The sequence below is a fragment of the Niabella insulisoli genome (assembly GCF_039652435.2).
In the GTDB taxonomy this organism is placed as follows: domain Bacteria; phylum Bacteroidota; class Bacteroidia; order Chitinophagales; family Chitinophagaceae; genus Niabella; species Niabella insulamsoli.
In genome coordinates this window covers 3,442,086-3,467,507 of record NZ_CP190246.1, presented here as the reverse complement: position 1 = coordinate 3,467,507, position 25,422 = coordinate 3,442,086, and the positions used below count along the sequence as shown (strand labels likewise).

Genomic DNA, 25,422 nt, shown 5'->3' with positions numbered 1-25,422 from the left:
ACCATTCATCCTCTTCTATGGCTTTCCTTTCTTCTATTCAAACCTTAAAGGCTCATGAATTATTATAGTCTCAACAAAAAATCTCCCATTGTTTCATTTAAAGAAGCAACTATTTTAGGACAGGCGCCGGATGGCGGATTATACTTTCCTGAAACGTTGCCGCTAGTCGACCAAAAATGGATCGCCGATATGGCATCTATATCGGATGTCGATATTGCATTTGAAGTGATGAAACCATATGTCGGCGGGTCATTAAACAATGATGAATTGTATGCCATCGTGGAGCGAACGATCAACTTCCCGATACCATTACAACAGATCAATGAAGATATTTTTTCCCTGGAGCTTTTTCATGGTCCCACGCTGGCTTTTAAGGATGTCGGGGCGCGGTTCATGAGCCGTTGCCTGGGCCATTTTTTAAAAGATGAAGACCGGTCGGTTACAGTGTTGGTCGCTACTTCAGGCGATACCGGTGGAGCGGTGGCAAGCGGGTTTTATGGAGTGGATAAAGTCAATGTAGTGATTCTTTACCCTAAAGGCCGTGTGAGCGCCGTCCAGGAAAAGCAGCTTACCACACTGGGAAAAAATATTACCGCGCTGCAGGTCGAAGGCAGCTTTGACGATTGCCAGCGAATGGTGAAAGAGGCTTTCAAAGATCAGGACATCAATAGTAAAAAATTCCTGACTTCTGCAAATTCGATCAATGTCGCTCGATGGCTGCCACAACAGATCTATTATTTCTTAGCCTATAAACAATGGCAGTACAAAACTATGCCGCCGGTAGTTTCGGTGCCAAGCGGCAATTTTGGGAATATTTGCGCGGGCATTTTAGCTAAAGTGACCGGCCTTCCCCTCGGCCCTTTTGTCGCAGCTTGTAATGTCAATGATATCGTCTCCGAGTATCTCGAAACGCAACGTTTAAATCCCAAAGAAACGGTCGCCACGCTGTCAAATGCAATGGACGTAGGTAATCCCAGCAACTTTATAAGGATTATTGAATTGTTTCAACATCAGTTTTCAGATCTTAAACAAAACCTTTCGGCCCAAACCATTACCGACGACCAAACCATTGAAACGATTAAAAGGGTAAAAAAGGCAGATGGTTATACACTGGATCCTCACGGAGCCGTGGCTTACCTGGCGTTAGAGCAAATACTCGCGCAGCAACCGCAGCATAAAGGCTTTCTGCTTGAGACAGCGCACCCCGTAAAATTTCCGGATGCTGTAGAGCAGGCGACAGGCGAAAAAGTAAGTATTCCTGCGGCTTTGAGCGATATGATGAAAAGAGAAAATGAATCAATTGCCATCAGGCCGGACTTTGAAGATCTTAAATCGTTTTTGCTGAACATGCCATAAATACAATCATCCCGGCCCGTGAATGGTTGTATATTCGTAGCAACAGAATCAGTTTGCCAATGGCTGCTTTTTTTAGGATAACCATTTTTTTTCTAAGCCTATTTGCCGTTCAATCGATACACAGCCAGCAGGTGAGTTTTGAGTATTTGACGGCAAAAAACGGTTTGCCTCAAAGCACCGTCCGCGGCATCGTGAAAGATAAGTTTGGTTTTATGTGGTTTGGAACCTGGAACGGCCTTTGTCGGTACGATGGATATTCGTTTAAAATTTACCGCACGGTTTTTGGCGACAGCACTTCGCTGGCCAGCAATCGCATTCATTATTTATACAAGGATCCCGACGGTACCATCTGGGCTTCGGTTTTCAATAAAACCATTTGCCGCTATAATTATGAAACGGATGATTTCACCAGATTTAAGCTCACCGATCTTCCTTTGCCCTTGCAGGATTCCGTCAACCGCCTGCGCAGCCTCGATGTATTTACGCGGAATGCACATTTTTTGCAGCAACTTATCGGTCCTTTTCAACTGTCGCAGACCCTCGAGCATGTTGTTTTTCAAACGAGAAGCGGGGGCGAAGGCGGCCTCAACGATAACAATGTAAACTGTATGTTGCTGGATGATGCCGGCATTTTATGGTTGGGCACAGGTGCAGGCGGTATCAATATGACGGATCTCAATGCGAATAAATTTCATCATGTGGCTGCGCGGTCCAAAGCGCCAAGCAAGCAGCATGAAGCGGTGCGCTCTATGTGGGTGAGGGATGGTAGGGTTTGGTGCGGCACCGAAGATGATGGAGTGTTGATTGTGGAGCCAGCTAGCCAAAATCAGTTTAAACTTTCAGAACAATGGCGCGGAGAAAATATAAAAATGATTTTTGGCGACGACAGGGGCGACATCTGGATCGGCAAACGCTCGGGGCTCGACCGGTATAATCCTCGAACAGGCCAGATTGTTCATTTGTTCGATCGCGTGAAACAACCGGCTTACAGTCGCTTTTACACGGCCGCAACAGATCCCGTAACCAAACAGATCTGGTTTGCCTATTACAATGGATTATTGCGTTATGATCCGGTGCTACAGCAATTTGAAAAGCAAGATATTCCTGCTTATGGAACCTCTGGCGCCGGTAGTATTTTTTTTGATTCCCGGAATGATCTCTGGATCGGTACCGAATATTCCGGCTTAATTCATTTAAAACGAAACCCGAAAAATAATCAATGGGTGGACACCGTTTTTTATACCGGCTTGGGCAGCAATCCGCTTTCTCCCGACGAGCGCATTTATTCAATTGCTGAAGATGTATATGGAGATATTTGGGTAGGCGCGGCAAATGCGCTTTGTTGTGTGCATCACAAAACGGGTAAGATTAAAACCTACACCATAAAAGACGGGCTGGCAGATCAATATATAACCAAGGTGATGGCTGATCAAAAGGGCTTTGTATGGTTTGCTCATAAAAACGGCCTTTCCAAATTGCAAATAAAAACCGGGCAGGTACAAAACTATTCCGTAAAAAAACCGGGGCAGGAGTATGAGTTTATGGACGGTTCGGGCTTTCAGAATAAGGCTGATGGGCAAATGTATTTTGGAACCACATCGGGATACATTCATTTCAACCCCGATGAAATAACAGATAATCCCTTTTTGCCTAAAGTAACCTTTACCGCTTTGCAAATTCTGAATAAGCCCGTAAATGTAAAGGACTCGGTAAATGGACGGTCCGTTTTGTCGGCGCCCATTCACATGACGCGCAGCATCACGCTGACGCACGAAGATCAAAGTTTCTCGGTTGAGTTTTCAGCGTTGCATTATTCCAACCCGGCTAAGAACCAGTATGCTTACATGCTTGAAGGACAGGATAACGATTGGGTTTTTACAAGCGCGTCGCGGCGACTGGCGAGCTATTCAAATTTAGCTGCGGGGAAATACCTGCTGAAAGTCAAAGCGTCCAATAGCGACGGTGTCTGGAATCCCCAACCCGCCACGCTGGAAATTATCGTGTTGCCACCCTGGTGGGAAACCTGGTGGGCTTATGGTATTTACTTTTTAATCGGCGCTTTAGTTTTGCTGGCCATCTACCGGATTGTGCAGGTGCGCCAGCAATATCACCGGCAAATCTTAACCGAACGCCTGAAAGCTGAGAAAGCCCGGGAACTGGATCAGGTAAAATCCAGTTTCTTTACCAATGTCTCACACGAATTCAGAACGCCTTTAACGCTGATCGTGGACCCTTTGCGATCGCTGCTTTCAAGAGAGGATGCGACACCTGGCGAATTGGCGCATTATAATGTCATGTACAGAAACGCCCAGCGGCTGCTGACTTTAATCAACCAGTTTCTCGATTTTAGAAAGATAGAAGCGGGCAGCATGCAATTAAATGCGCGTTATCAGGATTGGGTTGTTTTTATAAAAAATATTGCTGCCGGTTTCGATTTTAAAGCGGAGGATCAGGAAATTGAATTTGAAGTTGCAAGCAAGCCGGATAAAATAATGATGGGATTTGATACCGATGTGGCGGGAAAAATTCTTTATAATCTCATTTCAAACGCCTTTAAATTCACACCCCGAGGCGGACATATAAAAGTGAGCATTGCTGCAGCCAACGAAAAACCGGAAAGCGTCGAAATCCGTGTTTCGGATGATGGCATTGGTATTGCGCCCGACAAGGTTGAAAAAATTTTCGATCCTTTTTTTCAGGCCGATGCCGGGCATCAGCAAACAGGGACCGGTGTGGGGCTTTCTCTCACGAAAGAATTGGTAGAACTGCATAAAGGGAAGATAAAAGTAGAGAGCGAGCCGGGTAAGGGCACAACTTTCATTTTGCAGCTTGCTCATATTTCTGTCGTTGGCGAAAATTTGAACCCAACTCATCAGGGTTACGAGGTTGAGAAACCAACGCTACAATCTCCGGTTCTAACGCAGGTTGCCGACGCAGAAATGCCGATTGTTTTGTTGGTAGAAGACAATGAAGATATCAGGAATTATATAAAGCAAAATCTTGCTGCAACGTATAAAATTGTCGAAGGGAAGAACGGCGAAGAGGGACTGCAAAAAGCTCATGAAGAAATTCCCGACCTGGTTATCAGCGATATTATGATGCCGGGGATGAACGGCCTGGAGTTATGTGCGCGTTTGAAAACAGATGAAAAAACCAGCCACATACCGGTGATATTACTTACCGCCCGCCAATCCGATCAATATGAAACCGAGGGTTATGAAACCGGCGCCGACGCCTATATCGTAAAACCTTTTAGTATGCCGCTTTTGCAAACGAGGGTTCGCAACCTGATTGACAACCGGCTTAAATTAAGGACGCTCTTTGGACAATCTCCCGAATCTTTCGCCAATCCCGTTGGGCTCAATGCTGCCGACAAAGCTTTCCTGTCCAAAGCAACCGGTCTTATCGAGGCGCATATGTCAGAAGCAGAAGTGAACGTCGAATGGCTGGCTGCGCAGCTATTTATGAGCCGCACGCAGCTATACCGAAAAGTAAAGGGGATCGCGAATCAGTCCGTGCATGAATTTGTCACAGGCATTCGGCTCAACAAAGCGGCCGAGCTCTTGTTGCAGGGGGAGCAGTCTATCTCCGAGATTGCTTTTTCGGTGGGCTACGCCGACGCCACAAGTTTCAGCCGTATGTTTCAAAAGCACTATGGCACCACTCCCAAAAAATATAGCATGCAGCAAAAGGGCTAAGCGGGCTTGTTTTTTTAATCTTTTGATTTAGAATAATTTATTCCTTTCTGAGCTATCAAATCTGCATCAAAATGCCGATTTTCTGGCATGTTCTGCCTGTGTTTTTGATGATGCGCGGGGTAGTTTCGGGTTATAATAATCACATCAAAAACGACTGTCACTTTTTATTGCTGCCTGTCGATTGCGGCGTCTCCCGAGTGATGGATATGTGCTGAAAAAATGAAAATACTTGTAGGCTTTTTCTTACTGGCCGGATTTTTAAAAGTGGCCGATGCTCAAACATTTCGATTCGATTTCGGAAAAGGAGCAGTTCCTGGCGGCTACCTAAAGGTGACGCCCGAAACCATCTACACCGAGGCGCGGGGCTATGGTATTGATTTGGGTACTTCCGCAATGAATAATAACGAGGTGGGCGCGCAGGCCCTAACCGACGGATTTTTGACAAGCGACCAGCCTTTCTATTTCTCTGTCAAACTCCCCGAAGGCAATTATGATGTGAAAATTTGGACAGGCGACGATCATGGGCCTTCCGATTTGGCTGTCAGGGCCGAAAACAGAAGGATGTTTGTTAACCGCTTGCAAACTGCCGCCGGCGCACATCAACTCATACAATTTACCGTAAATATCAGGGATAGCCTCATTGCCGGTTCCCGCAAAAAAGTGCGCCTGAAAGCAAGAGAACACGGTTACCTCCACTGGGATCATAAACTGACGCTTGAATTCAACAGTAAAAATCCTAAGATCAACGCTATTGAAATTACGCCTAACCGCACGGCGGTCTCCGTTTTTCTTGCGGGCAATTCTACCGTTGTCGACGGAGCCAGCGAGCCCTTCTCTGCCTGGGGCCAGATGTTTCCCTGGTTTTTTCAACCCGAAAAAGTAGCTGTAGTTAACCTGGCCGAATCGGGCGAAACCCTCAGCGGATTTATAGCAGCAAGGCGTTTTGCAAAGATGCTGAGTCTTATGAAGCCCGGTGATTACGCTTTTGTCGAGTTTGGTCACAACGATCAAAAACAAAAAGGTAAAGGCATCGGCGCCTTCACCAGTTACAAAAAAAATCTCAACTATTTTATTGATGAAGTAAAAAAGAAAGGCGGCATTCCGGTTTTGGTGACCTCTGTTCAGCGGCGGCGTTTTCTAAACGGAAAAATTGTTGAAACGCTGGGCGACTATCCGGAAGCCGTGCGGCAAACCGCGAGAGAAAGAGGTGTGGCGCTAATAGATCTCAATGCTTTAAGTAAACAGTTATTTGAAGCAATGGGCGAGGAAAAGTCGATGCTTGCTTTTGTTCATTTTCCTGCGGGAAGTTTTGCTGCGCGTCCCGAGGCGTTGGCCGACAACACGCATTTCAGGCCTTACGGCGCTTTCGAAGTGGCCAGGCTGATGGTGAAAGGCGTAAAAGACGCCGACTTAAAACTGGCGCAATATTTAAAAAAGGATTTGCCATCGTTAGACCCGGGGCACCCCGGGATTTATGAAAACTTTTACTGGCCTGCGAGCCCCGGAGCCGATGCGGCGCAACCGGACGGCAATTGATTGAACACTTCTAAAACATAACGATATGTATGCACAAAATTTGAACATCGACCGGTACGTCAACCCTTCGTCCAAAACATTTTTATACCTGCAGGTAAAAAAAATCATCAGGCAGGCCATACTCACCGGAAAATTGGAAAAAGGCGTGAAGCTGCCCTCTGCGCGCGATATCGGTAAAGGCAGCGTCGTTTCGCTGGCCACCGCAGAACGGGCTTATCGCGATTTAAGAAAAGAAGGTATGATCGTGAAAAGAAAAGGAGACGGCTATTTTGTTTCTGATGCATTGCAGGGCCTGAGCGCGCGATAAACACCGGAAAATTTTAACGCAATTGCCGTTTTTTGTGCTTTGAAGAAAGGGTAAATACATTTACCTTGCCGTGAAGATGCACGATTTAGAACCTTATTACAATTGGCAACACATTTACGTGAGCGAAGAAGATGAGCGGTCTCCCTTTTTCGGAACCGAACATTCGCAGTTTGAATATACCGATACAGTTTATAATTATTATATCCATCCACAGTGGGATTATTTTGGCAGCAAAACGCTCTATCTCAAAATATTGATGGCCGATTATGAGGAAGGGTATGCGATTATTGAAATGATCGGCGAATGGAACGATGCGGTGGAAAATGATATTATGACTTTAAAGCGCGATGTGCTGGAAACCTTTATGCAGGAAGGTATCTATAAGTTTATTTTGATCGCCGAAAACGTGCTCAACTTTCATAGCAGCGATAAAGAATATTATGAAGAGCTGCATGAAGAGCTTTCTGATGAAGACGGATGGATTGTTTGTTTGAATATGCCGGAGCAAACACAGTATGAATTCAGGCAGGCCAAACTCGGTCAGTTTATCGAATTGATGGACATTCAAAACTGGCGTGTTTACAAGCCCTATCATTTGTTTAAAAAAGTTGATGATATCTTATCCGCGCGGCTTGGTTTTTCTGAAGAATAATTGAATTTGTCTGCGGTGAAGCAATAATAAGATGATGCAACCCAGGAATGTTCCCATGGCCATATAAAACAATGCGCCGCCATCGCCCAAAACCTCGATGCCCAGGCTGGTGAGATGAAAAAAAATGGCGCCGGCAAGTATGCCGCTTGCCAGTAGCGCGCCGAACCCCGTGGTGCGCGGAATGAGGATCAGCAAGCCCGCCACCAATTCCAGCGTGCCGATCACATATCTTCCGTTAGGCTCCATGCCGATTGTTTCAAAAATGTAGCGCGTTTCTTCGGTGCCTCTGAATTTATGCATCACCACTGTGCTGATTAAAACAAAAGCGACCGCCAGCCGCAGTATCCAAACCAAAATTTTCATTGTATTGTGTGATTAAAATAAAAATTTTAAAATGAACGTTTCATGTTGCTATTTTATGGTTTTTAAATAGGCCTTGTATTTTTTTCGAAGCGAGAAATATGCCTTCACCGTCATGTAAGGTACCTGCTGATGCTTGTGCAGGTAAGACGCTACCTGATACAGCCCGTGCCAGTGTGTAATAATAATTTTCCAGACAGATATCAGCGAAAGTGACGGATCGAAAATATGGGTCGGATCAGCGCCGCTTCCATTTAGTTCAACAATGGCAAAATTTTTACCTCTGGCAAAATCCTCCCAGTTGTCAAATTTGATGTCCAGTCTTCCATAATAGAAACCTGGGATGGCGCCACAAACTTTGTTCATGGTTTGTTCCAATTCGGGTGAAATTTTAAAACTGTAATCATAAAATTTTGCACCGCGGGCGTGATTACCATAGCTCAGTAAAGCCACGCGTTCGCCATCGGCGGGGATTTGGTTTAAGGTATCGGGCGATAGTTTTTCAATGCTTTCCTTTTGCATGGCATACCGTATGTCGCTAAACGCAAGTTGCCGCACCGGGTCGCGCCCATTGCCGGTTACATGCGGAAGCTCTTTGTAAACAATGCCGCTCACCACGCCTTTTGACCTGTTGGGCTGGCGAATAAAAAAAACGCCCGCCTCATGCTCGTAAGGAATAAATGCCTGTATCAGGTAGGGTGCCTTTTGCCGGGCATGATAATCGACGATATCACTTTCCGTATTTATTTTTTTTACGCCAGTGCCTTTTTCGCCAATATCCGGTTTTGCAAAAAAAGGAAATTCGAATGACGCCTGTTGCAGCAATTCGATCAGGCCGGCGGCGGTAGTTTGCAGCGGGTTGATTAAAATGGTTTGGGGCGTATATGCTGGTGGCAGTATTTCATGAATCCGGCTTTTACGTTCCAAAAAAATACCACTGTATTCGATGCCCGGATTGGCGGCCGATAAGAACAGCAGCGACCTGGCTTTGATGCTATAATACACCCACACCGGGAATAAAGGAAAGTAGATCAGGAATGAAGGCCAGTATTCTTTATTTAATAATTTATGCAGGAAAATTTTGAAGCGCATGGGCGGGCCTTTAAATAGAAAGAGAGGTTTTTGTTTGGTGTATCAAATCAAAATAATGAAAAACATCGCCCGGGCCGTGCAGCGAAATATGACTGATGCTCACCGTTTGCATCTGATGTTGCGGCCGGTGCATGCGCAGGTCAATCTCCGGGTCTCCTTTTCCACCTTCGGTATGAAAATGCAGTATTTCAGCAGTATCGGGGGCGTGGTTGGCGGCCAGCCATTGTTCAAACCAATTTTTTCTCAACGCCCTATATTCGGGTTTGTATAATGTGCTGGAAGACCAAATATGATTTTGATCGCTGTTTTTTATATCCCTGCTTTTTATCCGCCCATCCCACCGGCATTGATAGAGGTTCGATTTTTTTTCAAGAATGATTAGTGTAAAGGGTTCCACTTCTTGTAAATCGATTTGCTCAAACTGTTGCGTTGGTAAGGTTCCTGCATTTAAAATATCAAGCAAAATCAAACCGCGGCTGCGCCGGTAGGGAGGCGACGGTTGATGCGCGTTTGCGGCGCCGTTGAGCAAAATGCAAATATTTTGATTTTCATGAACGCCAATCCAAGAGCCTCCTGCCCGCTCGTCTTTCGGAAACAAAATGCGGCCATGCGAAAAGGAATACCACTGCGGATGGCTGGCAGCCGGCCGGTTTAATGATTCATCCCTGTTGGAAGTAAGATATACGCCCTTGTTGTGTTTGATATAAGTTACTGTGCACATGTCCGTTGATGGGTAAGGGTGCTGGGCGCTACGCCGAAACTGGGGTCGCCGACCGAAATATCCAAAGTGCTCAGGCCCACTTTGATGAACGCCATATGATGAATGGAATGCTCGATTTGGTATAACAGTTCGCGGGCGTAGTTAGACCCTGTGCTCAGGCCATGGCAGCATACATCAACATTCGCGTTTGATTCTATTTGTAGCAAATCTTTACAAATAAAATCAATTTGCGTGGCGGCAAAAACCGAGTCTGTTTCGATCTGATTGTCCCGCAGCCTCGCATCATAATCTACCGCCTTATGAGATTTGATTGCGTACAAAAGGCATTGATACATTTCAATGATATGACGCGCATGTTTACCAATACTGGCGTCAAACAGTAGCGGGATGCTTTTGCCATAAAGATCCTTGTCCAAATGTTTAATCGCAAGTTTTAACTTTTCCAGTGCTGCAACGGCAGCCTGCGCGATAGATTGAATTTGATAATTCATATATTAATCAATTAACAAAAAAATGGTTTAGAGCTATACTAACGTTTTTTAAAGGGATGCGGATGTTATTAAGGGGCTAAAATTCATATTGTAATAATAATGATTTGTGACTGTTTACAAAATTTTAGAACAACTCGGTATAATGGAAAGATAAAAAGCAAAAACAACGCCGGATGCAATCGTTTGCGTTAAATTGTAGCTGTGATTTAGTCAATTGCGTCATTTTTTTGTCATAGAATTAATATTTCTGTGCTACTTTTGTCCCATTCACAATTTTAGAATAAGCTTATATGAATTGGTCCCAGTTTTTTACTTCGAGTGTTGGAAAGAAACTAACGATGGCGCTCTCCGGAATTTTTCTTGTCGCTTTTTTGGTAGTGCATGCCAGTGTAAACGCAACCATTTGGGCTAACGACGGCGGCGTGATGTTTAATAAAGCTGCCCATTTTTTGGGTAGCACTATTGTGCCGAGGGTGTTGGAAATTGGGCTTTTCGCCTTTTTCTTATTGCATATTATCCAGGGCATCGTGCTCGAAATACAAAACCGCAGCAAGCGCAGCCAGGGCTACGCTGTTAAAATGGGGAATAAGGGAAGCAAATGGTATAGCCGTGCAATGGGCATCCTGGGTTCCATCATCCTCATCTTTCTGGTAATACATCTCATTGATTTCTGGATTCCCTCCCGTTTTGGAGGATTAGAGCAGGTTTTTATCGACCCTGCTACCAATGAAATTGTAGCTGCGGGCACTCCCGGTGCAAAAGAATATCACAATTTATATGGCGAAATGCATTATAAGTTTACGAGCTTCCCGTGGATTAGCGTCATTTATATTCTTGGCGTGATCGCTCTTTTCTGGCATTTGGTACACGGATTTCAAAGTGCGTTTAGAACTTTTGGTGTGACCAATCATAAATACATTCACATGTTAACAGCGATAGGTTGGATCTTCGCTATAATCGTTTGTGGTGCTTTTATAATGATGCCCATAAGCTTTTTGGCGGGATGGATTTCGTAGTTCAGCGCTTGAAGGCTTAATAACTTGACAGGTTGAAAAGGGAATGCCTGTTACGCGTTCGCGGTAAAAAAAATCCCTGTTCAGATAATAAACATCAAATAGATTTATGCTTGATTCAAAAATACCCGCAGGTAAACTCGAAGATAAATGGAACGATTACAAAGGACATTGCAAGCTGGTAAATCCGGCTAACAAAAGAAAGCTGGAAGTGATTGTAGTCGGAACGGGCCTGGCGGGCGCTTCCGCAGCAGCTTCGCTTGGAGAACTAGGATACCGCGTTAAAGTTTTTTGCTTTCAGGATTCTCCCCGCCGCGCACATTCCATCGCAGCGCAGGGAGGTATAAACGCTGCCAAAAACTATCAGAATGACGGTGATTCTGTATTTCGCCTTTTCTATGACACGATAAAAGGAGGCGATTATCGTTCTCGCGAGAGCAATGTGCATCGCCTCGCAGAAGTAAGTGTAAATATCATCGACCAATGTGTGGCGCAAGGTGTGCCTTTCGCGCGCGAATATGGCGGATTGCTTAATAACCGCTCCTTTGGTGGCACCCAGGTGAAAAGAACTTTTTATGCTGCAGGGCAAACGGGGCAGCAGCTGCTGATTGGCGCCTATCAGGCGTTGGAAAGGCAGGTGGCGCTGGGCAATGTTCAGCAATATACGCGCCATGAAATGTTGGATATCGTGAAGGTTGATGGCAAAGCGCGGGGCATCATCGCCCGAAACCTGACGACCGGCCAGCTCGAAAGATATTTTGGCCACGCTGTAGTTTTGGCAACCGGAGGATATGGCAACGTGTTCTATCTTTCCACCAATGCTATGGGCAGCAACGTTACCGCTGCCTGGAAAGCGCATAAAATAGGGGCTCATTTTGCCAATCCGTGCTTTACTCAAATTCACCCTACCTGTATTCCGGTTTCGGGAGATCATCAGTCAAAACTGACGCTGATGTCCGAATCTTTAAGAAATGACGGGAGAATCTGGGTGCCTAAAAAGCAAAACGATACCCGCAAAGCCAATGATATTCCAGAGGAAGAAAGAGACTATTATCTCGAAAGAAGATATCCGGCGTTTGGTAATCTGGTGCCGCGCGATGTGGCAAGCCGCGCCGCGAAAGAGCGTTGTGACGCCGGTTATGGCGTAGGCACAACGAAGCAGGCGGTTTATCTCGATTTTAAATACAACCTCATTAATAAATACGGAAGGGCAGAAGCGAACCGGCAGGGTATTCAAAACCCCGACATGGAAACGCTGATACGCCTGGGTAAAGAAGTGGTGAAGGAAGAATACGGTAACCTTTTCGACATGTACGAAAAAATCACCGGTGAAAACCCTTATGAAGTGCCGATGCGGATTTACCCGGCGGTGCACTACACCATGGGCGGCATTTGGGTAGATTACGAATTAATGACTTCGGTTAAAGGCCTCTATTGCCTGGGCGAAGCTAATTTTAGCGACCACGGCGCCAACAGGCTCGGCGCTTCCGCATTGATGCAGGGGCTGGCCGATGGCTATTTTGTAATTCCTTATACGATCGGTAACTATTTGGCAGATGAAATTTCTGTAAAACCGATTCCCACTACCGATAAGGCATTTGTTGAAGCAGAGGCAGCGGTAAATGCACGCCTTACGCAACTTATGAGCATTAAGGGAACCCAATCTGTCGAAAGTTTTCATAAGCGTTTGGGCAAAATCATGTGGGAAAAATGTGGCATGGCGCGTAATGAGCAGGGACTAAAAGAAGCCATTGCCGAAATACAAGAATTGAAGAAAGAATTTTGGAAAAACGTTCGCATTCCCGGCGGTATTCATGAAATGAATCCGGAACTGGACAAAGCGGGCCGTGTGGCAGATTTTATAGAATTGGGGGAACTGATGTGTAAAGATGCATTGGAGCGTAAAGAAAGCTGCGGCGGGCATTTTAGGGAAGAAAGCCAAACCGAGGAAGGAGAAGCATTAAGAAATGACGGGGAGTTTATGTATGTGGCTGCCTGGAAATATAACGGCGACAGCGACTGGGAGCTTGAAAAAGAAGTATTGGATTATGAGGTGATCAAACCAACGCAAAGAAATTATAAATAGCAATCAATGAAGGTAGCCGGATTCTCATTTGTTCGAAATGGGGTAAAATACGGTTACCCGTTTAAACAGTCTATTTTATCTGTCCTGCCTTTGGTTGATATATTTGTGATTAATTTGGGCAACAGTGAAGATGAGACGAACAAGGTGGTCGATAGTCTGCCGCCCGAAAAAATTAAGAAGATTTACAGCGTTTGGGACGAGTCTTTGAAAACGGGGGGGAAGGTTTTAGCAGTCGAAACGAATAAGGCTTTAGACGCAACGCCGGAGGATGCAGACTGGCTCTTTTATATACAGGGTGACGAAGTGATTCATGAGAACGATTACGATGAAATTCGCTCTCAAATGCTGAGATACAAAGATGACGTAGAAATTGACGGGCTTTTATTTCGGTATTTTCACTTTTATGGAAGCTACAACTGGTTGGGCGATGGACGGAGCTGGTATCCCTTTGAAATTAGAGTGATCAAAAACAACAAAGCGATCCGATCTTACAAAGACGCTCAGGGGTTTCGGTGGGAGCATGATAAAAAGCTTAAGGTAAAATTGATCAACTCTCATATTTATCATTACGGCTGGGTTCGCAATCCGGTTGTCATGAGCCGCAAGCAAAAGGCTTTTGGAAGTTTGTATAGCGGCAAAAAGGCGGAAGTAGGCGTAGAAGAAAGCTTTGATTATAGTGGAATAGATTCGCTGGCGCATTTTGATGGTACACACCCGAAGGTTATGCAACAGTTGGTCGCTGCGGAAACCTGGAACGTTGGACGTAATATAGCGGAGAAAAAATTTAAGAATTTAAAACATAAGCTTTATTATTTTTTGGACAAGAAATTTGGCTGGAGGCCTTTTTCTTACAAAAATTATAAACTGATTCGTTAGTATAATATGGAACATTACAATATGAACCTCACTTTGAAAGTGTGGAAACAAAAAGACGGAAAAAGTAAAGGTGCTTTTGAAACATATCATGTAAAAGATATCTCTTCGGAAATGTCTTTCCTGGAAATGTTTGACGTACTTAATGAACAGCTGATTCATGAGGGAAAAGAACCTATTGCTTTTGACCATGATTGCCGCGAAGGTATTTGTGGTATGTGTTCTATGTATATCAATGGGCGGCCCCACGGGCCCTGGCAGGGAACCACCACTTGTCAGTTGCATATGCGTGCTTTTAAAGATGGTGATACCATTGTGGTAGAGCCCTGGCGTGCTAATGCATTCCCGGTGGTGAAAGATTTGATCGTAGATCGTACTTCGTTCGACAGAATCATTCAGGCAGGTGGGTATGTGTCGGTTAATACAGGTGTTACTATCGATGCCAACACACATATGATAGGCAAAGAAACGGCAGATAAAGCTTTTGCAGCAGCTACCTGTATCGGATGTGGTGCCTGCGTAGCTGCCTGTAAAAACGCCTCGGCCTTGTTGTTCCTTTCTGCAAAAACCTCTCACCTGGCACTATTGCCACAAGGACAGCCGGAAAGAGATAAGCGTGCTTTGGCAATGGTAGCTCAAATGGATAAAGAAGGCTTTGGTAGTTGCACCAACACGGGCGCCTGCGAGGCTGTTTGTCCAAAGGAAATTGAAATTACCAATATTGCGCGTTTGAATCGTGATTTTGCAGCTGCTGGTTTGGCCAACGACGCGAAAGGGTAGTTGACACGCTGTAACAAAGAAACTTATACTATAAATGCATCAGGGCCATCTATCACCAGATGGCCTTTTATAAAAATCTAAACTATGAAAAAAGACCATGCCTGCCTGTTCCTGCTATTTTTTGTGTTAATAGCAACTTCCTGTCAGCAGGCCGCTCCTAAGAAGATAATTGAGGTTGCTGTACTGAATACAAATCTGGTGACCGGTTTTTTTCGCCCCGGCTTTTTTACCGAGTTGATGGAGTTAAAAGAGAAAAACAGCATCCCTGTTTACCGGGATGGCAAAACAGAGATGAACGGAACCGCTGTTGAGTATGTAAAAGCAACGACCGTTGATCGGATTACCGAATCCCTGGCAAAAGTTACGGCGCTGAAGGAAAGCGAGGAAACCCGGCCACTCATTAGGGCCTCCAAAGACTTATTAGAATTTGGAAAGAACATTTTTGAGACCGACTATGCGAACGTGGCCAAATTGATTGATGAAGAAAAGCCCCGGGCGGAAATAGACGCTGCTATCAGCAAAATATTCGAAACACATGATGAAACGATGGCTCTAAAGACAAAAGCGCTGGATGCCGTAGCCGTGCCTTACGCTAAAAAGCACGGAATCGAATTGCGTATTTTTTAAGCTAAATCCGGCTGGGAGCGGCGGACTACTGAAAATAATGAGGTATTTCTTTTTGTGGTGCCTTCCGGATGCCGCGGCTTTTCCGGTCGCCGGCCGATTGGCGGGTGCCGATAGTTTTGCTCCTGCCACTAAATTTTTTATAGGCCTCCGCCATTTTCGTATCATACTTGTTTTTCCAATAAAGTGGGCCATTATACTTTCGGGCGAAATCGGTCCAACGTTTATCGCGCAGTTCATCATCCAAAAAAGTGTTTTTGATATAATTTATAAACGCCAGCAAATGCTCTCTTTCTCCCTGGTACATTGCTGTAATAAATTCCTGTAAAGAATTGTAGCCGGCCAGCGTGTAGTTAAAACCCATAATCTGGAATTTTCCCCACGACGCCGACATCAAAGCAGCATTCCTGTTGAGCGGCACTGCTTCCTGCAGCCGTTTATGTTGCGACGCCACCGTGCCATAACCGCCCGGCACACGATTAGAAATACCGGGATTGGTTTTGTCGAAAATGCCGCCTGTTCTTTTAGAAAAAATATGGCGCTCAAATAGAATTTTCGGTTCACCGGTCGATAAAAAGCCGTCGCCGCGGCTTTCGACTTCAGCAACCGCTTTAATGGCGGCCACTTCGCAGCCGATCTGAAGGGCCGCATCTTCAAAATCTTTTTGTGTTAGTAGGGGTTTAGGCATAATATGCTTTTGTGGTGTTTAAAGTATGTAAAATAGAATTTTAAAGCAAGCCCGCCAATCGCTCATTCGCGTGATTTTTAGTGTCTTTTTCATCCGTTATTTTTTATGTTTTTATGGGTCGAATGCCCGCCTGAACTTTCGGGCAGGCCCGCCTGAACTTTCGGGCAGGGAACTTATCAGGTATAAAATTTTCATTCCCCTGGCGATAAAAATGAAAATTTTATAAAGAATGTTTCGCGGGTTTTCCTCCCAAGCTTCGAGTATCTAATGAAATTTTTTTGACGTAAATTTGCAGCCCTATGCAATTATCGAAAAATTTTGAACCGGCTCCTGCGGAGCAATTTTGGACCAATCGTTGGAAGGAAAAAAAATATTTTGAAAGTAAACCAGATGAAAGGCCTGCTTACACAGTGGTCATTCCGCCTCCTAACGTGACGGGTGTATTGCATATGGGGCATACCCTCAACGAAACGGTGCAGGATATTTTGGTGCGGCGCGCGCGCATGTCGGGCTTTAATGCCTGCTGGGTGCCCGGAAGCGATCATGCTTCAATCGCCACCGAAGCGAAAGTGGTTCAGATGCTTCGCGAAAAGGGGATTGATAAAAACACCCTGACGCGTGAAGCTTTCCTGGAGTATGCATTTGAATGGAAAGAAAAATATGGAGGGATCATTTACAACCAAATCGAAAGGCTGGGTTGCAGCGTCGATTGGAACCGCGTGACGTTTACGATGGACGATCACTACTACAACGCTGTGATAAAAGTGTTTGTGGATCTTTATAAAAAAGGGTTGATCTATCGCGGCGCCCGCATGATTAACTGGGATCCGGTAGCGAAAACCGCTCTGAGCGATGAAGAAGTGGAGTATCGCGAAGTACAAAGCAAACTGTATTATGTCGACTACAAGCTCGATGGGTTGGACGGGGCTATCACGATAGCGACCACGCGGCCGGAAACCATTTTGGGCGATACTGCTATCTGCGTTAATCCCAACGACAAACGTTATGAACATCTTAAAGGCGCTTACGCATTTGTTCCGCTCGTCAATCGTCGGGTTCCTGTAATCTTCGACGATTATGTAGATATGGATTTTGGAACCGGGGCACTAAAAATTACGCCGGCCCATGATATCAACGATTACAATATTGGATTAAAACACAATCTGGAGGTTATTGATACCTTAAATGATGATGGTACGCTGAGCGAGGCGGCGCAGTTGTATGTGGGAGAAGACAGGTTTGACGTAAGGAAAAAAATTGCCGCGGACCTTGAAGCGGCGGGCAATTTGGTTAAGACGGAAGACATCACGAATAAGAATGGTTTTTCACAAAGAAGCAACGCTGTTGTAGAGCCGAAAATCTCTACACAATGGTTTCTGAAAATGCAGGAACTGGCCGAGCCGGCTTTAAAAGCGGTTGTAGATGGCGACATAAAAATTCATCCCGGCGACCGCTTTTTAGCAACCTATAAACACTGGCTCGAAAATGTAAAGGATTGGTGTATCAGCCGCCAGCTTTGGTGGGGACAGCAAATCCCCGCCTGGTATGCCCCTGATGGAACCTGTGTGGTGGGAGCCACCAAAGAAGGAGCGTTTGGTGAGCTGTTAAAAATAAAAGGTGACCATGCACCATTCACTATTGACGACCTTACCCAGGATAACGATGTGCTCGATACCTGGTTTTCGTCCTGGCTGTGGCCCACGCAGGTTTTTAAAGGTATTACCGATCCCGGCAATGAAGAATTGAAGTATTATTATCCTACTTCGGTATTGGTTACCGGGCAGGATATTATTTTCTTTTGGGTAGCCCGCATGGTTATGGCCGGGCTGGCTTACGAAAAAGAGATTCCGTTTAAAGATGTTTACTTCACGGGTATGGTTCGCGACAAGCTCGGACGTAAAATGTCTAAATCGCTGGGCAACTCCCCCGATCTATTGGAATTGATTGACAAATATGGCGCAGACGCCGTTCGTTTTGGAATTATGATTGCGGCGCCCGCGGGCAACGATTTATTATTTGATGAAGCTTCGTTGGAGCAGGGCCGGAATTTCAATAACAAAATCTGGAACGCACTGAAGCTGGTGAAAATGTGGGAGCAAAATCCCAATGGCGTTGAGGATGAGAAAGCGTCGGACGATTTTGCAGCCCGATGGATGCGCAATAGAATTGAAACCGTGAAAGCCGAAGTGGATCAACTTTTCAAAGAATTTAAACTCAGCGAAGCGCTTAAAATTATTTACTCTTTAATTTGGGATGACTTCTGTAGCTGGTATCTCGAATGGCAAAAGCCGGAATTTGGTGGTGCGACGAATAAAAGCAAACTCGTGCACACCATTGAATTTTTAGAGGAGTTGTTGCATATGCTCCATCCTTATATGCCTTTTATCACGGAAGAAATTTATCATCAGCTCCGCGAGCAAAAAGATGATCTTTCGATCAAGCAGTTTGCGGCGGCTGGCGGTATAGATAGCGCAGTTGCACAACAGGGGACCATATTGAAAAATGTCATCAGCGCGGTACGCGATGCACGTGTGAAAAACGGTATTAAAAATAAAGAAGCCATTTCTTTATATGTGCAGGCCGAGAATGAGGCGGTGTATCAACCTTTGCTGGATATTCTGAAACGCCAGATCAATGCGGATAAAATTGCATTTACCGATACGGCAGTAGATAAGTGTATCAATGTTTTAGTTCAAAAAGATAAGTTGTATATTCAAACGGAGACCGAGTTAGATACCAGTTCTCAAAAAGAGCAGCTGGAAAAAGACATCGCTTATCTGGAAGGTTTTCTCGCTTCTGTTGAGAAAAAATTAGGCAATGAGCGTTTTGTGCAGAATGCCAAACCTGAAATTGTGGAGATCGAAAGAAAAAAGAAAGCCGATGCAGAAGAGAAAATCCGCGCCTTAAAGGAATCTATAGCTGCGTTGTAAAGGCGATATGACTAAAATGGTGTGGTTTATCTCAATTCTGCGTTAAGTGGGGGAATTTCGTTAATTGTCGGTGTGGATCACCTGGTCGGGTCCTCAAATCCAAATACCGATGGAGGCTTTAAAGCTTGATATTATTGTGAATAATTGCGAAATGGGTAAGGTTGAAGAGCTCAGATCTTAATGATTTTCTTCTATTAGGGATGTAAAGGGGTTAGAAGTAAAAGCCGATCTATAAAACACGGTTTAATCGAAATGAAAGTAAAGTATTAATGAAAAGAGTTTTTGTTAGTCTACTTGTATCTTTTACGGTGTTCCCAATTTATTTTTTAATAAGAGATTTTATCCTTCTGGATATTTTGCAGGACCACAGCTCTTTTAGTGGCAACTTTTCAGAATATGTGGCGCTTGACCCGTTATTACGATTTTTAATAACCCCATTAGTATTACTCATTTTTCTATTGCTCCCTTATAATTTTATTTTGCTTTATTTATCTCGGAAAGGTAAACTTCCTCGACTATTCAGTAAATACCTTTTGTTTTTGGGTGTAGAAATTTTGGTTTTAATAATAACGGCTACTTTTTTCATTAATGCCTGGATTCCCAATACAGAAATTTCAATATCGTACTTTTTTATGTTTCTTATTTTCGCTATTTGCTGCGTTACGCCATTACACTACTTAGTGGATAAAAAAGAACAAAAAGATGCCTACCGTCAGCAAAATGGAACTCTAAAGAATGATTGATAGTTATCGCTTTTTACTGATATGAGTCCAAAAAGGTAAATCATGCCCATAAAATATTTGATTTTATTTGTGTGGATATGGATACAGTTTCCACCCGTGGTTGGTATAGCGCAAAGCACCAGTGGTATATACGTGTTGCATAAGGACGGAGTGGATTTCTATGTGAATGTTAAAGGAGATAGATTCGCAATGTTTGCCTTGCAGGAGAACCCTAAACCTGGAAGTAAGGCGTCCTTTGTACTTAGTGATTACGGAAGCGGACAATATGAGGAGTCCGCTAATGAGGTATCTTTCTCGTTTAAGAATATTGCTGAAAACTGGCTTAATTCAAAAGACAGCCTCAATGTATCAATGAGTACGGATACATTGCAATCTGGCATCAGGCTTAATGTATCACTGAATTTTATGGCTTCAAACATGGGCAATAACTATTTAGATATTAGGAGCTCTGCCGGAATCCAATCGCATTCATTTGATAAAGGCGATAAAGTTTCACTCACCATCCCAGATAGTATTTTTGTCAATGAAATTAACCTAAGCTTAATGGGCTATGGCAAACGTAAGTTACCTTATAGCAGGATGTACAATGTATTCAGTTACGCTTATGTGGTTAATGATGAGGCGTTACAAGTTCATATTTTTAAGGATTTAGTATGGAATTTTAAAATTAGATCCAATAAGAATCTCTACCGGTTTGACAATAATGAATATATGGCAAAAGCAGACGACAAGATTATAGACTTCCTCTTAACGATGAAACAGACGAATTCGAATGCGGGGAAGATTTTGAGCAGTTGGCTCTAATTAATTTCCAGGGTGAAATTGCTGTGTAGTGTAGGCAGAGATTATTTCTTATTGGCGACAGGATATAGCAAAAAATTTCTTCGAATTGAAACCCCGTTATTTTGTGCCGCATGCCTTTGCATACAATCTCTTTACTTTTGAAATAAAAAATATGAAGCTGCACTATTTACTGGCGGTCATTTTGATTTGCTTTATCAAAGAAGATTTGGCCGCGCAGATACAATTTCAATCAACTCCAGAAACCTATCGCATTCGGTATGCTTCTTTTAATAATGGCAAACCGTCCAATAGGGGCAGCAATATCCTCGTTTACACCAATGCAAACCAAACCCTGCTCACCAACGAAAAGGATTATAGTGGCGCCGGCAGTTTCCCGCTGGAAATGACGCTGATCGATCGATCGAATCTGGCGCAGCAAATGATAACGCTGCTTAGTGAAGATGCTTCTATAGCCACGACGGATACCGCGTCCATCAAATCTCAGCATTTTCAATATTTAGATGATACCAAAACTATTTTAGGGTTTGCATGTAAGAAGGCGAAAACCATCGTCAATTCCAACACCATTGAATTTTGGTACACGCAGGCTTTGCCGGTAAAAGGTGCGCCTACCGCGCTCGGCCAGGATCTTGGCCTTGTATTGGAGATGGTTCGCAATGGTAATGCAGCGCTCGTGGCGCAGGAGGTTAAAAAGGTTTTCGATCCGCTGCCAGCCTATTTTAAAAGCATCCACCCCAAACAACTCGATCTGCTGAGCTATAAAGACGAGATCTGGCGAAGCCGCTTTCAAAGTATCCCGCTGTTTAAAGACCAGATCATTAATTTTTCAAAAGAAGATACGACGGCGCCGCCGGAGGTAATGCGCTTTGCAAACGGAACGATTGTGGTAAGAAAAATTAAATTTCCCGAATTAGACCGGGCTAAAAATATTTTTATCGAACTGAAAGAACAATCTAACGGGGACGCTTATGACCGAACAGGAACCGTCTTTTTAATTCCCACAGAAAAGCAACAATCTTTTTTAGATGGTTTGAAAAATGGTGTGAATCAGTTGCCTGTTTATGAAAATGGAAATGGTAAAAAATACCAGGGTGTGGTGAGTACCGCCAATTTTGATCCCGCCATCGAATTGATGCGTTTTTTTACGCCCTTCGGTATCAAAGGCTATAATCATATTGAATTAAAAGGAAAGGACTGGCACGAAGTGGTTCCCTACCGTCAGGATATTTCCGATTTTGCTTCGGTTTTAAGCGGAAATGAAATTTACATCGGCGTCTTTATCGGCAACTACGACAAAGGCGGACATAAAATCACTGCCGAAATCACGCTCCATCCGGGCGGCCGCGATGCGCCAAAAAAAGTAATCCCGCTTTTCAACACTTTAAATATAATGGAAATGGCCGGCCAGGAATATGCTACCATGTTTGATCAAAGCGCCGGCCTTGTAGTCAATTTTGAATTGAAAGAACCTGCAAAAAATGCAGTACTGCGTTACACTACGACGGGCCATGGCGGTTGGGGCAATGGCGACGAGTTTGTTCCAAAAGAAAACACCGTATTGCTCGACAACAAAGTGGTTTTTAAAATGGTGCCCTGGCGCGAAGACTGCGGCTCTTACCGCTTATTCAATCCGGCCTCCGGCAATTTTAGTTCGGGCTTGTCTTCTTCCGATTTAAGCCGGTCAAACTGGTGCCCCGGAACGGTAACCAATCCTTATATAATTCAATTGGGCGATCTTCCGGCCGGTAAACACACCATCCAGGTCAAAATTCCTCAGGGCGAGCGTGAAGGCAAGAGTTTTAGCGCCTGGAACGTGAGCGGCGCGATCCTGGCCGATTAGCCATCAGCGTGGTATCAGATTCGTTGGCAATATAAATTCAAAAAATAGTTTGCGGCTGTTTTGCGGCTGGGGGTTTAATAAATGCCCCACCCGAAACCCGAGCGTCAATGGATGCTGGTTCCACCATTTTGTATCTAAAAATATTTCCCCGCCCACGCTTTGCAGTTTAGTTCGCTGCGTGTTGTTTTTATTAAAAGTAACCGTGTGGTCATAAAAAGCATTTGCTCTTACGCGCTGCAAATAAAAGATATTAGCAAAGCCCCAATCGGGATACAATAAAGTGAAATGATAGTTAGCACGCGCCGTATAAGCGCCCGCTGAGTCCCGGCCTGCGAAGCCGCGCGCGTAAGCAATGCGATTGCCGAATACCCGTTGCCGGCTGCCGGAATATTGAATGGCGCCATTGAGCACAAGGCTTTGCCCCCGGAAGATGCCCGGTAAATAAAGGTTCAAACCTTTATAAAGTTGCCAGCTGTTGTAAAGTTGTAGTGCATGCCTGAACTGCAGGTTAGTGCTATATCCCAACCGCGGATAAATATCCTGCACGGTGCTTTGAATTTGTTGCGACCAGCTGAGGCCATGCGCCAGGTAACTGAATTTTAACGCCTGGAACTCGTCCGCGTTCGGCCCTTTATTAAAATCCGATCGGTAATAATAATTGCTTCCAAGAGTGAAAGCTTTGTAAGTGCGGCGGCTGGCCCAACTCAATGGAATCTGAACGCCGATATAGCTGTTCCATTCGTCCCAGTTTTTTATTTGCTTAGCTGCAAGGCTGCGCCTGTCGAAAGTATAAGCGGAGCCCAGCGTGATAAAAGGAAAAAGTCCGCCATAAGTCAAAGCGCCGCCGGCAGTGTGGGTGCGGTCGCTTTCATTGTATAGATAATAAATCTCCGTTTGTGTAGTATTTAAAATATTATTTCCATACAACGTAAAACTAAACTCAGGGTCGCTATAATTGGGCCGCCAGCTATGGAAATTGAAAGGTGCTGTCAGTTTTTTATAAGGTTTTGATTCGAAATTATTTTCGATCGTGCCTGCCAACCGGGGCGGGGGGGCGCCTGAAAAAAAACGGGCGGAAGATTCAGTAAATGCCGGCCACTCAACAGGCTGCCAGTCCAGTGTTGCAACATCGGCCTGGTAAGGTTGATAACCGTCTGCCGTGAAGGCGCTCCAGTTTAACTTCCCAAAATCGCTGTTGATAAAATAGCTGCCCACGCCTGTGGTGGCTACCGTGTAGATTTTCTTTGTGTTTATATCTACATAAAACAGTTCGTCTTTCAGGTTTCTTGAGGCAGTAAAATAAACCCGGTCATCTTTCAGGTCGATGGTGCCGATGATTGTTTTGGAAGGCGGCGTTATATTTTCAATGGTTCCGTTGCGAAGATTGATCGAGGCAATATGTGTGGTAGCGTCTTTTTTGCGCACCACGCTAATGACAGTACTGTCATTTTTTATTTTGGGTATGGAAAAATAGGCGACGCTATCATTTTGTATTTCTTTGATAATCGTACCATCGTCGGCATTTAATTGCACAAGGGTTGATACCTCTTTCAGAGAAACTTTATTGGCTACGACAAAAGCCCCGTCGGCAGAAATATCAGGAGAAAAATAGCGCGTCTTCTGCTGCAGCGATCGCTGCCTGCCTGTATTTATATCCAGGATTTTAATAACACTGTAACCCAACCACCGCCAGCGTGGATGGTTTTCGTAAGCCGCATATACGATTTTCCCATTGCGATAGCTATAATGTTCGTCAATGCTGAGATCCTTCACGCGCAAGATTTTTTCTTCGCCCGAACTGTTGATGTAAAAAGCTTCTCGTTGGTTATTAGAAGACTTTTGGTAAAGCAGGCTGCTGTCAGACAATTGAAAAGGAAAACGGTAATGGGTCAATATTTTTTTGTTGACAGGAACCAGCGGCTTTTGGCCTTTTACTGGAGCAAAGGTTGGCGTGCCGTATATTCCTTTATAATATTCAAATGCGTCATGGACAAAACCTGTGTACTTCTCGCCTGTATGTTTTTTTACCGCTTTTTGCCAGGGATAGAAAAGGCCTTTATAAGCGCTTGCATCCTTCGTGATATGGCGCCAGGCATCATATCCATATTTTTCAACGCCATAATTGACCATCAGGTAGCCGAGATCGTAGTGATTGGGGACATAGTCTTTCAGCGAGCCATTGCGGAGTTTCATCCAGCTGTAATTTTTGTCGGATGCCCAAAGCGCGGGAAAGGCTTTCAAAAAATAGGGCAATTTGCCGCGGCCATGTGGGGAAAAAGCCGTTTCGCTATAAACCGCATCGCCTTCAAAAAACCAATTGGGAATGGCGGCGTTCACGGCTAAGGCATAACCTTCCTGCCCGAAAAGTTTTTTCATAACACCACTCAATCCGTTGTTGAAGTTGTTAAACTGTTGCACGTGGCGATACTCGTGGATCGTCAGCTGATCCGGCCATGAAAGCCCGCTGGGGTCAAAGTTGTTGGGCGAGGGCGTTAAATAAAACTCACTTCGAAAGGGCCCCAAAGAAACATAACCGTTGGTGCTAACAGGCAGGTTTTGCAGCACCACGTCAATTTGATCCACCTTATTGCCCAGACTGAGCTGGCGGCTTTTGGCAGCCCGCTGTATCAAACCGGCAACCCTTCCTGCCACGGCATCCAATCCTTCGGGGAAAATGATGCGCGCGGTATCGGATCGGATCTGGCGCCATTTGGTAGCAAAAGGCGTTCCCCCAAATTGCTGGGCGCTAACCCACGGGCTTATAACAAGATAACAGACAAAAAATAATAAGGCGCCACATTTAGGCATTATAGAATACGCGTTGTAAC

At 44.7% G+C, this 25,422-nt stretch carries 19 protein-coding genes; 13 read left to right on the top strand and 6 right to left on the bottom strand.

The window, feature by feature from the left end; translation table 11 throughout:
- Positions 1-54 precede the first annotated feature (54 nt).
- The 5 genes from thrC to ABDK00_RS14465 all read left to right on the top strand — a co-directional run bounded on the left by thrC (position 55) and on the right by ABDK00_RS14465 (position 7,549).
- The gene (thrC, locus tag ABDK00_RS14485) at positions 55-1,356 is read left to right on the top strand and encodes a threonine synthase (RefSeq protein WP_346236657.1); all 1,302 of its coding nucleotides are present in this window, start codon (positions 55-57) and stop codon (positions 1,354-1,356) included.
- 59 nt (positions 1,357-1,415) lie between these two features.
- Positions 1,416-5,054 carry a hybrid sensor histidine kinase/response regulator transcription factor gene (locus ABDK00_RS14480; RefSeq protein ID WP_346236658.1) on the top strand — a complete coding sequence of 1,213 codons (3,639 nt, stop codon included), beginning with the start codon at positions 1,416-1,418 and terminating at the stop codon, positions 5,052-5,054.
- Between the two features lie 219 nt (positions 5,055-5,273).
- A complete protein-coding gene (locus ABDK00_RS14475; protein ID WP_346236659.1) occupies positions 5,274-6,590 on the top strand; it encodes a rhamnogalacturonan acetylesterase in 1,317 nt (438 codons plus the stop codon).
- 25 nt (positions 6,591-6,615) lie between these two features.
- The gene (locus ABDK00_RS14470) at positions 6,616-6,897 is read left to right on the top strand and encodes a GntR family transcriptional regulator (RefSeq protein ID WP_346236660.1); all 282 of its coding nucleotides are present in this window, start codon (positions 6,616-6,618) and stop codon (positions 6,895-6,897) included.
- Positions 6,898-6,973: 76 nt separating this feature from the next.
- Positions 6,974-7,549, top strand: coding sequence for a hypothetical protein (locus ABDK00_RS14465; protein ID WP_346236662.1), 576 nt, complete (start codon positions 6,974-6,976; stop codon positions 7,547-7,549).
- On the opposite strand, the gene ABDK00_RS14460 is transcribed toward ABDK00_RS14465, so the two are convergent.
- Genes ABDK00_RS14460 through ABDK00_RS14445 form a run of 4 tightly spaced genes read right to left on the bottom strand, consistent with a single transcriptional unit; the run spans position 7,517 to position 10,213 of the window.
- Complete coding sequence (locus ABDK00_RS14460; RefSeq protein WP_346236663.1) at positions 7,517-7,912, bottom strand: DoxX family protein; 396 nt, start codon at positions 7,910-7,912, stop codon at positions 7,517-7,519. The genes ABDK00_RS14465 and ABDK00_RS14460 overlap by 33 nt on opposite strands.
- 48 nt (positions 7,913-7,960) lie before the next feature.
- On the bottom strand, positions 7,961-9,001 hold the full coding sequence (locus ABDK00_RS14455) for a hypothetical protein (protein ID WP_346236664.1): 1,041 nt from the start codon (positions 8,999-9,001) through the stop codon (positions 7,961-7,963).
- 10 nt (positions 9,002-9,011) lie between these two features.
- Positions 9,012-9,722 (bottom strand): NRDE family protein, encoded by a 711-nt coding sequence (locus tag ABDK00_RS14450; protein WP_346236665.1) that lies wholly within the window; start codon positions 9,720-9,722, stop codon positions 9,012-9,014.
- Positions 9,710-10,213, bottom strand: coding sequence for a hypothetical protein (locus tag ABDK00_RS14445; protein ID WP_346236666.1), 504 nt, complete (start codon positions 10,211-10,213; stop codon positions 9,710-9,712). The genes ABDK00_RS14450 and ABDK00_RS14445 overlap by 13 nt, the downstream gene beginning before the upstream one ends.
- 290 nt (positions 10,214-10,503) lie before the next feature.
- On the opposite strand from ABDK00_RS14445, the gene ABDK00_RS14440 reads away from it, so the two are divergent.
- From ABDK00_RS14440 to ABDK00_RS14420, 5 genes are all read left to right on the top strand, one after another.
- The gene (locus ABDK00_RS14440; protein ID WP_346236667.1) at positions 10,504-11,229 is read left to right on the top strand and encodes a succinate dehydrogenase cytochrome b subunit; all 726 of its coding nucleotides are present in this window, start codon (positions 10,504-10,506) and stop codon (positions 11,227-11,229) included.
- A gap of 106 nt (positions 11,230-11,335) precedes the next feature.
- A complete protein-coding gene (locus tag ABDK00_RS14435) occupies positions 11,336-13,312 on the top strand; it encodes a fumarate reductase/succinate dehydrogenase flavoprotein subunit (protein WP_346236668.1) in 1,977 nt (658 codons plus the stop codon).
- Positions 13,313-13,318: 6 nt separating this feature from the next.
- On the top strand, positions 13,319-14,188 hold the full coding sequence (locus tag ABDK00_RS14430) for a glycosyltransferase family 2 protein (RefSeq protein ID WP_346236669.1): 870 nt from the start codon (positions 13,319-13,321) through the stop codon (positions 14,186-14,188).
- A 6-nt stretch (positions 14,189-14,194) separates the two neighbouring features.
- The gene (locus ABDK00_RS14425; protein WP_346236670.1) at positions 14,195-14,965 is read left to right on the top strand and encodes a succinate dehydrogenase/fumarate reductase iron-sulfur subunit; all 771 of its coding nucleotides are present in this window, start codon (positions 14,195-14,197) and stop codon (positions 14,963-14,965) included.
- An 84-nt stretch (positions 14,966-15,049) separates the two neighbouring features.
- Positions 15,050-15,592 carry a hypothetical protein gene (locus ABDK00_RS14420; RefSeq protein ID WP_346236671.1) on the top strand — a complete coding sequence of 181 codons (543 nt, stop codon included), beginning with the start codon at positions 15,050-15,052 and terminating at the stop codon, positions 15,590-15,592.
- A gap of 25 nt (positions 15,593-15,617) precedes the next feature.
- Here ABDK00_RS14420 and ABDK00_RS14415 read toward each other — a convergent pair whose 3' ends face one another.
- Positions 15,618-16,277 (bottom strand): N-acetylmuramidase family protein, encoded by a 660-nt coding sequence (locus ABDK00_RS14415; RefSeq protein WP_346236672.1) that lies wholly within the window; start codon positions 16,275-16,277, stop codon positions 15,618-15,620.
- 299 nt (positions 16,278-16,576) lie between these two features.
- On the opposite strand from ABDK00_RS14415, the gene ABDK00_RS14410 reads away from it, so the two are divergent.
- From ABDK00_RS14410 to ABDK00_RS14400, 3 genes are all read left to right on the top strand, one after another.
- Positions 16,577-19,207: a valine--tRNA ligase gene (locus tag ABDK00_RS14410; RefSeq protein ID WP_346236673.1), complete on the top strand. Its 2,631-nt coding sequence runs from the start codon at positions 16,577-16,579 to the stop codon at positions 19,205-19,207.
- A 785-nt stretch (positions 19,208-19,992) separates the two neighbouring features.
- A complete protein-coding gene (locus ABDK00_RS14405) occupies positions 19,993-20,754 on the top strand; it encodes a hypothetical protein (RefSeq protein WP_346236674.1) in 762 nt (253 codons plus the stop codon).
- A 151-nt stretch (positions 20,755-20,905) separates the two neighbouring features.
- The gene (locus tag ABDK00_RS14400; protein ID WP_346236675.1) at positions 20,906-22,594 is read left to right on the top strand and encodes a PNGase F N-terminal domain-containing protein; all 1,689 of its coding nucleotides are present in this window, start codon (positions 20,906-20,908) and stop codon (positions 22,592-22,594) included.
- 3 nt (positions 22,595-22,597) lie between these two features.
- Here the strand turns inward: ABDK00_RS14400 and ABDK00_RS14395 are convergent, their stop codons facing one another.
- Positions 22,598-25,402, bottom strand: coding sequence for a hypothetical protein (locus ABDK00_RS14395; RefSeq protein WP_346236676.1), 2,805 nt, complete (start codon positions 25,400-25,402; stop codon positions 22,598-22,600).
- Positions 25,403-25,422 lie beyond the last annotated feature (20 nt).